Below are 12712 nucleotides of genomic sequence, written 5' to 3'. Positions count from 1 at the left end.
TCAGCTTAGGCTTTGCCTGAAGAACCGAATTCACGGATCTTGCCGATAACTGTTTCTTTGATAACTTCACGTGCAGGTCCTAAGTATTTACGTGGATCATACACTTCTTTGTCATTTTCTAATACTTCACGAACACGCTTTGTGGACGCAATTTGGTTTTCTGTATTTACGTTGATTTTTGCTGTACCTAATGAAATGGCCTGTTGGATATCCTTTGTTGGGATTCCAGTTCCGCCGTGAAGAACAAGCGGTACACCTGTAGCATCGCGAACCTCTTCCATTTCTTTAAAGCCTAGGTTTGGTTCACCTTTGTAAGGTCCGTGTACAGAACCAAGCGCTGGTGCCAGGCAGTCAATACCTGTACGCTTTACAAGCTCCTCACACTCTTTTGGATCAGCATAGATTACGCCTTCAGCTACTACGTCATCTTCCTGTCCACCCACTGTACCAAGCTCAGCTTCAACTGAAACTCCTTTTGAATGAGCATATTCAACCACTTTTGTTGTGGTTTCAATGTTTTCTTCAAATGGGTGGTGTGATGCATCTATCATAACAGAAGTAAAGCCGGCATCAATTGCCTCTTTACATTTATCAAAGCTGGATCCATGATCTAAATGAATCGCAACTGGAACAGTGATTTTTAGATCCTCTAATAACCCTTCAACCATTTTTACAATCGTTTTGAATCCACTCATGTAACGAGCAGCACCTTCAGAAACACCAAGAATAACTGGTGATTTTTCCTCTTCTGCAGCTTGAAGAATTGCTTGAGTGTACTCAAGGTTATTAATGTTAAATTGGCCTACGGCATAGCCCTCTGATTTTGCTTTATTTAGCATTTCAGTCATAGATACTAAAGGCATATGTGTTCCTCCCTTTTCTTAAATGTTCATTCCATATAATACTTATGTTTACAGTTTTCCTTTTAAAGCTGAAAGTATGTAAATGACTTTATACAGAACGAAGGAATAAACATTCATTGCAAATTCCAATTTGTATCATATCAAAATAATGATAGAAATGCTAATGTTCCAGATAAGTTTTACAAATGAATTTTAAGCTACAAAAAGGGTAACCGCTTCCAAGTGGATAAGGAATACAATAGGCTAAAAGTGTCTATTTTTCGACTTTTATACTGTTTTACTCAGCTAAATATTTTGCCACGGCAACACGGATATCTTCAATATCGAACGGCTTGGCAAAATGGGTAATCGCACCCAAATCCATTGCTTCCTGGATCATATCGAGCTCTCCGTAGGCAGTCATGAGGACCACCTTAATATCAGGAATCATTTCCTTCATTCTCTTCAGAATCTCAATTCCATCCATGCCAGGAATTTTCATATCCAAAAGAACCAAGTCCGGGACATTTTCTTTCACAATTTCGATTGCCTGCAAACCATTCGCAGCCTGGTATGTATCATAGCCCTCCTTTTGCAGTACTTCATTTAGCAATATACGAATCCCGAACTGATCATCTACAATTAGTATTTTCTTTTCCATTGTGACACCTCTTCCTCTGCATTGTAATTCTACTATATTGATTCATTTTACGGATTTCACTATTTTGAACATATTTACTCTTATATTCATATTACATTCTATTTCAGCATTTGAAAATCCTTCCTTGGAAAGAACTATTCTATAACACAATTTACCGTCTATAGGGTCGTTTCCATAAATATACATTTAGGTTTGTAATTTTCTGAAATATAACTGCTGTATTAGCACTTACACGCATTCCTGTTTATCAATGACGTGTACTAGTATAGAGCTTCCTTTTGGTTTATCATTTATGTGTGTTAGTATATACATGGTTTGTGTATTACTAAAAGATCTTAGCTGTTCTTTTTTACAAAAGTAATGTGGAGGAGATTTGGATTGTTAAAAATTTTTGCTACCCAGTTAAACGGATTATTTACTAAGATTCGCGAGGAGCAAATCGAGAATATAGAGGACGGCGCACGGTTGCTTGCCCAGGCCGTTATTGCTGACGGAAAGATTTATGTCTATGGCAGTGCGGAAATGTCTGCTATCACGAGTGAGGCTACTAGCGGCGCCGAGCCGCTTACCCATGGTGCCGTGATGACGTTAGATGATATCGATCAAATAAGCTCTGTCGATAGAGTCCTACTCGTGACGCGCTATTCCACAGACAGGGAAGCCCTCGAAGTGGCGAAAAGGCTGTCCGACCAAGGTACCCCGTTCGTAGCCTTGTCCACACATCAGGAATCAGATGATCCATCGTTTACCGATATGGCGGATGTCTCAATCGATTTGTCGCTACATAAGGGCCTAGTACCAAACGATGACGGTGGACGGAGCGGATACCCCTTCTCGATGTCTGCCTTGTATGCCTATTATGGGTTGAAATTTACCATTGATGAGATTTTGGCGGATTATTAATCAGAAGTTAGTAAAGTTTAGCAGGAAAAAGAAAAAGCCTTGTTTGTACAAGGCTTTTTGCTTACTTCTCTTCATTATATTTTAAAGACGCTCCGATAAAGTCACGGAATAACGGCTGTGGACGGTTTGGTCTTGAGATAAACTCCGGATGGAATTGAGACGCTACGAACCATGGGTGGTCCTGAAGCTCGACGATTTCCACTAGACGACCATCAGGGCTTGTTCCTGAGAACACAAAGCCTGCCTTTTCCATTTGTGGACGGTATTGATTGTTGAACTCATAACGGTGGCGGTGACGCTCATATACCACCTCATCCTGGTACGCTTCGTATGCTTTTGTCCCTTCAGCCAGCTTACAAGGATATAAACCAAGGCGAAGTGTACCACCAAGATCCTCGATATCCTTTTGCTCTGGAAGCAGGTCAATAATCGCATGCGGTGTTTCCGGATAAATCTCGGATGAATGCGCTCCTTCTAAGCGAAGGACATTGCGCGCGTACTCGATGGATGCCAGCTGCATGCCTAAGCAAATTCCTAGGAATGGACGCTTTTGTTCACGAGCATAGCGAATCGCAGAAATTTTTCCTTCAATTCCACGGTCACCGAAGCCTCCTGGTACAAGAACTCCATCCACATCGTCTAATAGCTCAGCAGCATTTTCATCATTAATATTTTCGGAATTAATCCATTTGATTTCAATATCGGAATCAAATGCATAACCAGCGTGCTTTAATGCCTCGACAACAGATAGATAAGCATCCTGAAGCTCAACATATTTTCCAACTAGACCAATGGTTGTCTTTTTAGAAAGATTACGTACCTTGTTAAGCAGGGCTGTCCATTCTGTCATTTCTGCATCACGGCATTCCAGCTTTAAATGATTGCAGACAATCGAATCCATATTTTGCTCCTGAAGCGCTAATGGAATCGATAATAGATGATCAGCATCCTCACATTCGATAACCGCTTTTTTATCAATATCACAGAAAAGGGCAATCTTATCCTTCATATCCTGTGTCATTGGCATTTCGGTACGAACGACAATGATATTCGGCTGAATTCCAAGGCTGCGCAGCTCCTTAACACTGTGCTGTGTCGGCTTTGTTTTCATTTCACCGGCTGCCTTAATGTAGGGCACTAATGTACAGTGAATGTACATGACGTTATCTGCACCAACATCACTTTTCACCTGACGGATCGCTTCTAGGAATGGCAGTGATTCGATGTCTCCAACCGTACCACCGATTTCAGTAATGACAACATCCGCGTTTGTTTCACGGCCTGAGCGGAATAAGCGCTCTTTGATTTCGTTCGTAATATGTGGAATAACCTGAACCGTACCGCCTAAGTAATCACCGCGGCGCTCTTTTTTCAATACAGCTGAATAGACTTTACCTGTCGTGACGTTGCTGTATTTGTTTAGGTTAATATCAATAAAACGTTCATAGTGCCCTAAGTCCAAATCCGTTTCGGCACCATCATCTGTTACAAACACTTCACCATGCTGGTATGGACTCATCGTTCCTGGGTCCACGTTAATGTATGGATCAAATTTTTGAATCGTTACATTAACTCCACGGTTTTTCAATAATCGGCCTAATGAGGCAGCTGTAATTCCCTTTCCCAGTGACGAAACAACGCCACCTGTCACAAAAATATATTTTGTCATGATTAAAATTCCCCCTCCATAACAGTTTGTACAAATTCTCTTTTATTTAAAGACAGTAAATAAGTGAAATATGATGAATTTCCAGTTACACTGGTTAAACATAAAAAAACATACCTACGAAAAGCAGCATAGGATGCATGGAAAAACGCTGCCCTACTGACGCGGACAGGTAGACCTTCACAAGGGAAGGCACATGAAATTAATAGGGGAAATCACGAAAAAAACAAAAACGCTCCGCTTACCTTTTTAGCAAAGTAAGGGAGCGCTACACACAAATAAATATCCGTTCCTCATTGAGGAGCCCAAAAAGTATTCTACAAGTGTCAGTACAAAAAGTCAATATGAAAATTAATCGTGGTCTTCATCTAACTCCAGTTCATCTTCTTCTAGTTCTTCTTCTTCCTCATCCAATTCGAAGTCTTCATCTATTTCTTCATCCAGATCTAAATCCTCATCATCGTCCTCTATGTCAAGGTCGTCGTCATCATCTAGATCATCATCATCTTCATCGATGTCCAAGTCATCATCTAAATCCTCATCGTCGTCATCATCTAATAAATCATCATCAAGCTCATCGAAGACATCTTCTTCAAAATCATCTAGTTCTAAATCGTCTTCGACAACCTTCTTCGCTTTCTTCTTCTTCTTAGCCTTCACAGGGTTGACGATTTCTTCTACTACCTGGTCAACTGGGTACCAGACACGAAGACCCCATTGATTGTCACCAATCGCTAGGAAGCGTCCGTCTATATTTAAATCGGTATAGAACTGAGCAATTCGCTTTTTCAGTTCCTCTTCAGTAATTCCAGCAACCTTAGCAATTTCTTCCGTTAATTCTTTAAAAGAAATAGCTGCTTTTCTTTCTTCCATGATTTCGTACGCAATCTCTATTAAAGACATTTCCTTAATTTCTTCTTGTGAATACTGAGCTAAACTCAAGATCCGCACTTCCTTTCTATCTAATCCCTTTCACTGCTGCCATACGTAAAGCCCGTCCAATGATAACAAATTACCGGGCGGCTGCTGTTCTTGGTTTTTAGTGAACATTTATGTAAGCTACCTTTAAACAATGAATCCATTTGTATTACGCTAAAATACATATTCTTCATTATAAACAAAATATTGGTGTTTATGCTAGGTTTAGCTGATGATTCTAGCAGATTTTTCACAACTATTTCTTTGACATCTGTAATTTATCCTTTAGCAGCTTTTTCTTGGCAGCAGTTTCTTTATTTGGCCGCTGACGAAGCTCTCTTCGGCCAAGCAGAAAGAAGTAGATAGAAAACAAAAAGAATGGAATGGCCCCGAGCTGTTGTTTGTAAAGATAATACGAAACGGTCAACGCTCCAGCCCAACTAATAATGATGATAATAAACCGCTTCAAGCCTTTCACATCCTGAACTAGAAAATAATGGTGAAGACTTTAACAGCCTTCCCATTTATTGTATTTCTCATAAGACCATACTATCACTTCTTTGTAAATTTGTTGTAAAAACCCCCATAATTATCTCTATAAATCCAAAAGAATTCATAAAATGTTAATAAGCTGTCACATTAAAGCGCCGGGGGACAGTCCCCCGGCGCTTTAACGCATTACCTCATTGGGGGTCTGTCCCCCAATGCTTTAACGTGGTAATCCACCGGGGGACTGTCCCCGGTGTTTTTGTTTACATGTTTCTCCGGTATTGGCCTCCTACTTCGTAGAGGGCACGGGTGATTTGACCGAGGCTGGCGACCTTGACGGTTTCCATGAGCTCACAGAAGATATTTCCCCCGCCTATCGCGGTTTCCTTCAGCCGCTCAAGCGCCTCAGCAACCACGTCCTGATGCCGCTCTTGAAACAAGCGTAAATTTCTAATCTGCGTTTCCTTTTCCTCCCGCGTCGACCGTGCCAACTGCATATTGTCCAGCTCTTCCTCCGCCTCTGCCTTCGGATTCAAGTACGTGTTCACACCAATAATCGGCAGCGCCCCGGTTGACTTCAATGTTTCATAGTACATCGACTGCTCCTGAATCTGTCCGCGCTGATACTGCGTTTCCATGGCACCAAGCACCCCGCCTCTGTCATCCAAGCGTTCAAACTCACGCAATACGGCTTCCTCCACAAGCTCAGTCAGCTCCTCAATCACAAATGAACCCTGGAGCGAATTTTCATTTTTCGATAAGCCTAGCTCTTTCGTGATAATCATCTGTATCGCCATCGCCCTTCGCACCGATGCCTCCGTCGGTGTCGTCACCGCCTCATCATAGGCATTCGTATGGAGCGAATTACAATTATCCTCCAAAGCCATCAACGCCTGCAGTGTCGTTCGAATATCATTAAAGTCCATTTCCTGAGCATGCAGAGAGCGTCCTGATGTTTGAATATGATATTTCAGCTTTTGGCTTCGTTCGTTGGCCCCATATTTATCGCGCATCACAATCGCCCAAATTCGCCGTGCCACACGGCCAATCACACTATATTCCGGGTCCAGACCGTTCGAAAAAAAGAACGATAAGTTCGGCGCAAAGTCATCAATCTTCATCCCCCTGCTTAAATAATACTCGACATACGTAAAGCCGTTCGCCAAGGTAAAGGCCAGCTGGGAAATCGGGTTCGCTCCTGCCTCAGCAATATGGTAGCCGGAAATCGAGACCGAATAATAATTACGAACCTTATGATCAATAAAATATTGCTGAATATCGCCCATCATCCGTAGCGCAAACTCTGTCGAGAAAATACAGGTATTCTGCCCCTGGTCCTCTTTTAAAATATCGGCCTGCACCGTGCCACGCACCGTCTGCAGCGCCGCAGCCTTCACCGAAGAAATTTCCTGCTCACGCAAAGCCCGCCCCAGCTCCGCTTCCTTCCTTTCCACCTGCTGGGCAATCGCCGTATTCAAAAACATCGCTAGCAAAATCGGCGCCGGTCCGTTTATCGTCATCGAAACCGATGTCGACGGGTCACATAAATCAAAGCCTTCATACAGCTTCTTCATATCATCAAGCGTGCAGACGCTAACACCGCTCTCACCAATTTTGCCAAAAATATCAGGACGCTCATCAGGGTCCTCCCCGTACAGGGTCACCGAATCAAACGCCGTGCTCAAGCGCTTCGCTGAGTCATCCTTTGACAAATAATGAAAGCGCCGATTCGTCCGCTCCGGTGTTCCCTCACCGGCAAACTGGCGCTTCGGGTCCTCACCCTCGCGTTTAAACGGAAACACCCCTGCCGTATACGGAAACCTCCCAGGCACGTTCTCACGATACACCCACGAAAGGATTTCCCCATAATCGCGATATTTCGGGAGCGCCACTTTTGGGATCAACAGCCCCGACAGACTCCTCGACTTCAAGACCGTCACAATTTCCTTATCACGGATTCTTGTCGTAAACTGCTCCCCGCTGTAGCGCTCCTTCGTAGACTCCCAAGCTTCGAGAATTCGCCGTGATTCCGGCGTCAACCGCTCGAGCACCCTCTCCTTAATCTGCTCAAGCTCAGCCACAGCACCTGCTTGCTGGCTAAATGTCTGAACACCTTGGGACCCTTCCTGGTCTCTAAATTCTTCAACCTTCTTAACCGATCCCTCTTGCCCGCCAAGCTCATCAACCTTCTGAACCGAATTTTTCTGTCCGCCATAATCCTCAACCTTCTGAACCGATCCCTCCTGCCCGCCAAGCTCCTTAACCGCCGCAATCGCACCCTCCAGCTGGAACAGCCTCCGTGCCAGCTCAGCCTGCTCCGCCGCCTTCTGCTTGTAGCCGCGCACCGCCGCCTTCACCTCACGCAAATAGGAGCGCTGCTCATTGGGGATTATCACATGCTGCTTCTCAACCCTTCCTATTTTTGAAAACGAAGTACGCCAATCCAAACCCAATTTTTCATTCAGATGGGAAATCAGCGCCGCCCACAGTGCATTTGTCCCAGCGTCGTTAAACTGGCTCGCAATCGTCCCGTACACCGGCATCTCCTCAAGACTCTGCTCAAACAGCATATGACTGCGCTGATACTGCTTCTGCACCTGCGTTCTTGCATCCTCAGAGCCCTTACGCTCAAATTTATTCATCACAATAAAATCGGCATAATCAATCATATCGATTTTTTCAAGCTGGGAAGGAGCACCGAACTCACTTGTCATCACATAAAGCGCGACATCGCAAATATCCTTGATCGCCGCATCTCCCTGCCCAATTCCACTAGTCTCGACAATCACAAGATCATAGCCGGCCGCCTTCACCACCTGAATACTATCCTCCACCGCTGCCGACAGCTCGCTTCCCGACCTCCGTGTAGCAAGGCTTCGCATATACACATGCGGAGAGAAAATGGCATTCATTCGGATTCTATCACCAAGAAGCGCACCACCTGTTTTTTGCTTCGTCGGATCAACCGAAATCACAGCCACCTTTTTTTCCAGAAAATCATGTAGAAAACGGCGAATCAGCTCGTCGGTCAATGTACTTTTTCCCGCTCCGCCAGTCCCCGTCATCCCAATGACAGGAGCCTGCTTCGCCAGCCTAGCTATTTTTTCAAAAAACGCCTTTTCTTCAGGTCGCTCTTCCTCGACACGGCTTTCCGCCAGCGTAATCAGCCTAGCTATCGCGTTGACATCACCAGTCACAAGCCTCTCGACAGACGCCTCAGCTCCTACCGTCTCTAACGGAAAATCACATTCCTTCAGCATATGATCAATCATGCCCTGCAGGCCATAACGCCGACCATCCTCCGGGGAAAAAATCCGCGCCACCCCGTAGGCATGCAGCTCATTCATCTCCCGTGGAAGGATGACACCGCCGCCGCCGCCATAAACTCGAATATGGGAGGCCTTTCGCTCCTTTAGGAGATCGACCATATACTTGAAATACTCCACATGTCCGCCCTGATAGGAAGAAACAGCGATCCCTTGGACATCCTCCTGGATCGCTGCATTCACAATTTCCTCGACCGACCGGTTATGACCGAGATGAATGACCTCAGCCCCGCTTGCCTGGAGGATTCTCCTCATAATATTGATGGACGCATCATGACCGTCATACAGACTTGACGCCGTCACAAACCGGATCGCGTTAGTTGGCCGATACATTTCTCGTTTCACAGTAGATACACTCCTTTGCCGGCTCCTTAACCCCCTTGGCACTCTCAATTAAAAATTCCATCTGCAGCTCAATATACTCTTCAAGTGTATAAAGCTTTCGCAGCTCCCAGCGCCTGAAGGCCCACATTTGTCCCTGCACATAAATATTATGGGAATGCAGCTTAATTTGTCTTTCTGACATGCTGATTTCGCCACTATCCACGCAGCGCTCAAGCATTTGCTTAAACACATCCACCATTTCCAATTCCTTATGCAGTACGTACGGAAGGGCATCCTTCGGCAGCGACTTCACCTCCTGATACATGACAAGCACCTCATCCTGCATCTCATCGATCACTCGGAAAAAGTTAGCGATCGCCTGCTTGAGGTCCTCTAGCGTTGTCTGTGGCTTTGTATTCAGTATCTGCTCCAGCCGCTCGCGTACCTGGTCATAAATTCGATCGCAGACCAGATAGAGAACATCCTCCTTCGTCCGGATATATTCATACAAGGTTCCAATACTGAAGCCTGCTGCCCGAGCAATTTCCCTTGTCGTAGTACGGTGAAAGCCTTTTTCGATAAAAAGCCTAACCGCTCCATTAATCATTTGGTCTCTCCGCTTTTGGATAAGACGCTCATCTTTTACCGATGCATGCACCTCTCGTTTTTTCATCGCTACCTACCCGCCTGTCTCTTTAGTAGAAATTAATAGTCTAAAAATTAGCAAAATTTATGAGCCATGCCTCCAAGGATGAAAGCTGGTACATAGCTATTTTTAGTTTTTTGGTTCACTTCCTTCTTCCTTCCATGTAAAAAAACTGCGCTTTTTTCTCTCTCTATTTATCTCATTTTATTATGTTACTCTATTATACTACAAAATTGGTCAGAATATTATAAATTTTCCAATTAAACTACGCTGTCAAAATTCCTTGACGAAATACTCTTATCCCACCTCCTTTTTTATAGCATCCGGGAAATAACCAACCGCTGGATTTCCTGCGTACCTTCATAAATCTGCGTGATTTTCGCATCGCGCATAAAACGCTCAACGGGATAATCCTTTGTATAGCCATAGCCGCCAAAAACCTGCACGGCCTCCGTTGTCACCTTCATGGCTGTATCGCCGGCAAACAGCTTTGACATCGCCGACTCCTTTCCATAGCTCAAGCCCTTGGACTCCCGCCATGCCGCCTGATAGGTTAAAAGCCTGGCTGCCTCCACATTTGTCGCCATATCAGCTAGCTTAAAGGCAATTCCCTGCTGAGCCATAATCGGCTTACCGAATTGATGGCGCTGCTTTGCATATTCAACCGCCGCCTCCAAGGCCCCCTGGGCAATCCCAACGGCCTGCGCCGCAATTCCGTTCCGCCCGCCATCCAACGTCTTCATGGCGATTGTAAAGCCTTCCCCCACCTTGCCAAGTACATTTTCCTTTGGAATTTGACAATCCTGAAAAATAATTTCCGTTGTCGGCGAGGAGCGAATACCAAGCTTTTTTTCCTTTTTCCCAATCGAAAACCCCGGCATACCTTTTTCCACAATAAAGGCTGTGGTTCCTTTTTGCTTGAGAGCCGGATCGGTTAGAACAAACACCACATAAATATCGGCTTCCCCGCCGTTGGTGATAAAAATCTTCGCCCCGTTTAGGACATAATGATCTCCTTCAAGCTTTGCGGTCGTCTTCATGGCGCCGGCATCAGAGCCACTTCCAGGCTCAGTCAGTCCATAAGCACCGAGCTTTTCCCCTAAGGCCAGTGGCTTGAGGTACTTTTGCTTCTGCTCCTCGGTGCCAAATCTATACAACGGCCAAGAGGCAAGCGACGTATGTGCGGATAGGGTCACAGCGGTTGAGGCACAAACCTTGGCCAGCTCCTCGACGGCAATGCAATAGGCCAAATAATCACCGCCAATGCCGCCGTATTCCTCCGGCCACGGAATTCCCATTAAACCAAGCTCCGCCATCTTGACAATAATATCGCGGTCAAAGCGCTCCTCTTCATCCCGCTCGGCAGCCTTTGGAGCGACCTCGTTCTGCGCAAAATCGCGAACCATCCTGCGAATCATGTCATGCTCCTCTGATAATGAAAAATTCATATTTATACCCCTTTATTCGTATATACTATAGAGCCCTTTTTTTGCAACGGCTCTGTCGTTATCAAGTTATCTACATAGTGGTTGATTTCCGCTCCAGGCACTACATTACAGGTGCTTACTAATCACAATTCGCTGGATTTCACTAGTCCCTTCATAAATTTCAGTGATTTTCGCATCGCGGAAATAGCGTTCAAGCGGATACTCGTCAGTGAAGCCAGCTTCGCCTAAGACCTGAATCGCCTCGGATGTCATATAAACAGCCGTTTTGGAAGCAAATAATTTTGCAATTGAGGACTCTTTTCCACAGGAGAGCCCCCGTTGCTTCCGGTCCGCCGCCCGGTAAACCAGCAGCTTGGCTGCGTCAAGGTTGACGGCCATATCTGCAAGCCTGAACGCCATCCCCTGCGACGGTTGTTTGCTTTTTGAAAAAGCGACCGCTGCTTCATAAGCGGCTTCTGCAATGCCAAGGGCCTGGGCTGCAATACCGATGCGGCCAAATTCGAGATTAGCCAACGCCATTCGGAAGCCGTCACCTTCGTTGCCAAGACGGTTTGCCACAGGTATTTTCATATTTTCAAAGTGCAGCTGCCTCGTCCTCGAGCCATGAAGTCCCATTTTCTGTTCATCCTTGCCAAAAATCAATCCAGGAGTATTTTTTTCTACGATAAAAGCGGTAATGCCTTTCTTACCAATTGCAGGGTCCGTGACAGCAAAGACGATATAAATATCAGCCTCCCCGCCATTGGTAATAAATAGCTTACTGCCATTGATGACATATTCATCGCCCATTCTGATGGCTTTTGTTTTAAGGTTTGCAGCGTCCGACCCTGCACTGGCCTCAGTCAGGCAAAAGGCGCCTAAGTACTGACCGCTGGCTAGCTTCGGTACGTAGCGCTGCTTCTGCTCCTCACTGCCAAACAAGAGAATCGGATTCGTCCCGACCGAGGTATGAACAGAGAGGATGACCCCAACCGTGGCGCTCACCTTTGAAAGCTCATGAATCGTGACAATATAAGAAATAAAGTCCCTTTCCATACCGCCGTATTTTTGCGGCACCGGAATCCCCATCAGGCCGAAGCTCCCCATTTTACGGAGAATCTCCCGCGGGAACTCGCCCTGCTCCATACGGGGGATAAAGGGCTTTATCTCCCTTTCAGCAAAATCAATGACCTGTTTCCTCATCTGCTTTTGGTGATTTGTAAAATCCAGGTCCATATGCTCCCCACTTTCTGGTGCTTGTTGACTTATTATCGCTCTAGTGAAGGGTGTTACCTTTGGAAAAATGGCAGTATTTGTTAATTCGCGGATAATAGGCTAAAAAGCGCGGATATCCACCGAAAACGCGCGGATATGTGTTCAAAAACCGCGGATATGTGTCCCAAATTCGCGGATATATTTTTACTAGTCGTAAATGTATAGTTTCATTCAACTGGTTCACTATGATTTATAGCGGTAAAGCAATAGAATAGATGCTCTTCCCTTGTTTTTC

The 12712-nt window shown here is 45.3% G+C and carries 10 protein-coding genes; 1 reads left to right on the top strand and 9 read right to left on the bottom strand.

The annotated features are described in order from the left end of the window. Nucleotides 1–5: 5 nt before the first annotated feature. Both BQ5321_RS03630 and BQ5321_RS03625 read right to left on the bottom strand, forming a co-directional pair. Nucleotides 6–863, bottom strand: coding sequence for a class II fructose-bisphosphate aldolase (locus BQ5321_RS03630; RefSeq protein WP_071393265.1), 858 nt, complete (start codon nucleotides 861–863; stop codon nucleotides 6–8). 277 nt (nucleotides 864–1140) lie between these two features. After that, the gene (locus BQ5321_RS03625) at nucleotides 1141–1503 is read right to left on the bottom strand and encodes a response regulator (RefSeq protein ID WP_071393264.1); all 363 of its coding nucleotides are present in this window, start codon (nucleotides 1501–1503) and stop codon (nucleotides 1141–1143) included. Nucleotides 1504–1863: 360 nt separating this feature from the next. Here BQ5321_RS03625 and BQ5321_RS03620 point away from each other — a divergent pair, with 360 nt between their 5' ends. Then, nucleotides 1864–2406, top strand: a complete 543-nt coding sequence (locus BQ5321_RS03620) for a DUF2529 domain-containing protein (RefSeq protein ID WP_234978349.1) — start codon at nucleotides 1864–1866, stop codon at nucleotides 2404–2406. Between the two features lie 61 nt (nucleotides 2407–2467). Here the strand turns inward: BQ5321_RS03620 and BQ5321_RS03615 are convergent, their stop codons facing one another. From BQ5321_RS03615 to BQ5321_RS03585, 7 genes are all read right to left on the bottom strand, one after another. Beyond that, the gene (locus BQ5321_RS03615) at nucleotides 2468–4075 is read right to left on the bottom strand and encodes a CTP synthase (protein ID WP_071393262.1); all 1608 of its coding nucleotides are present in this window, start codon (nucleotides 4073–4075) and stop codon (nucleotides 2468–2470) included. A 348-nt stretch (nucleotides 4076–4423) separates the two neighbouring features. Continuing rightward, nucleotides 4424–5014, bottom strand: a complete 591-nt coding sequence (gene rpoE / locus BQ5321_RS03610; RefSeq protein WP_071393261.1) for a DNA-directed RNA polymerase subunit delta — start codon at nucleotides 5012–5014, stop codon at nucleotides 4424–4426. A 232-nt stretch (nucleotides 5015–5246) separates the two neighbouring features. After that, nucleotides 5247–5459: a hypothetical protein gene (locus BQ5321_RS03605; protein WP_071393260.1), complete on the bottom strand. Its 213-nt coding sequence runs from the start codon at nucleotides 5457–5459 to the stop codon at nucleotides 5247–5249. A 283-nt stretch (nucleotides 5460–5742) separates the two neighbouring features. Next, nucleotides 5743–9138: a methylmalonyl-CoA mutase family protein gene (locus tag BQ5321_RS24580; protein ID WP_071396759.1), complete on the bottom strand. Its 3396-nt coding sequence runs from the start codon at nucleotides 9136–9138 to the stop codon at nucleotides 5743–5745. Beyond that, nucleotides 9122–9802, bottom strand: a complete 681-nt coding sequence (locus BQ5321_RS03595; RefSeq protein WP_071393259.1) for a TetR/AcrR family transcriptional regulator — start codon at nucleotides 9800–9802, stop codon at nucleotides 9122–9124. The genes BQ5321_RS24580 and BQ5321_RS03595 overlap by 17 nt, the downstream gene beginning before the upstream one ends. A 287-nt stretch (nucleotides 9803–10089) precedes the next feature. Then, the gene (locus BQ5321_RS03590; protein WP_071393258.1) at nucleotides 10090–11223 is read right to left on the bottom strand and encodes an acyl-CoA dehydrogenase; all 1134 of its coding nucleotides are present in this window, start codon (nucleotides 11221–11223) and stop codon (nucleotides 10090–10092) included. A 105-nt stretch (nucleotides 11224–11328) separates the two neighbouring features. Next, the gene (locus tag BQ5321_RS03585) at nucleotides 11329–12438 is read right to left on the bottom strand and encodes an acyl-CoA dehydrogenase family protein (protein WP_071393257.1); all 1110 of its coding nucleotides are present in this window, start codon (nucleotides 12436–12438) and stop codon (nucleotides 11329–11331) included. Between the last annotated feature and the right edge of the window lie 274 nt (nucleotides 12439–12712).

The organism is Bacillus tuaregi, from assembly GCF_900104575.1.
Taxonomy (GTDB): Bacteria; Bacillota; Bacilli; order Bacillales; family Cytobacillaceae; genus Bacillus_BD; species Bacillus_BD tuaregi.
This window is presented reverse-complemented; position numbering and strand designations above follow the sequence as displayed.

What these genes read in the sequence shown, in the direction of transcription:
- BQ5321_RS24580 (WP_071396759.1), bottom strand. Translation starts at nt 9,138, where the DNA reads ATGTATCGGCCAACTAACGCGATCCGGTTTGTGACGGCGTCAAGTCTG.
- BQ5321_RS03615 (WP_071393262.1), bottom strand. Translation starts at nt 4,075, where the DNA reads ATGACAAAATATATTTTTGTGACAGGTGGCGTTGTTTCGTCACTGGGA.
- BQ5321_RS03620 (WP_234978349.1), top strand. Translation starts at nt 1,864, where the DNA reads ATGTGGAGGAGATTTGGATTGTTAAAAATTTTTGCTACCCAGTTAAAC.
- BQ5321_RS03630 (WP_071393265.1), bottom strand. Translation starts at nt 863, where the DNA reads ATGCCTTTAGTATCTATGACTGAAATGCTAAATAAAGCAAAATCAGAG.
- BQ5321_RS03595 (WP_071393259.1), bottom strand. Translation starts at nt 9,802, where the DNA reads ATGAAAAAACGAGAGGTGCATGCATCGGTAAAAGATGAGCGTCTTATC.
- BQ5321_RS03625 (WP_071393264.1), bottom strand. Translation starts at nt 1,503, where the DNA reads ATGGAAAAGAAAATACTAATTGTAGATGATCAGTTCGGGATTCGTATA.
- BQ5321_RS03585 (WP_071393257.1), bottom strand. Translation starts at nt 12,438, where the DNA reads ATGGACCTGGATTTTACAAATCACCAAAAGCAGATGAGGAAACAGGTC.
- BQ5321_RS03590 (WP_071393258.1), bottom strand. Translation starts at nt 11,223, where the DNA reads ATGAATTTTTCATTATCAGAGGAGCATGACATGATTCGCAGGATGGTT.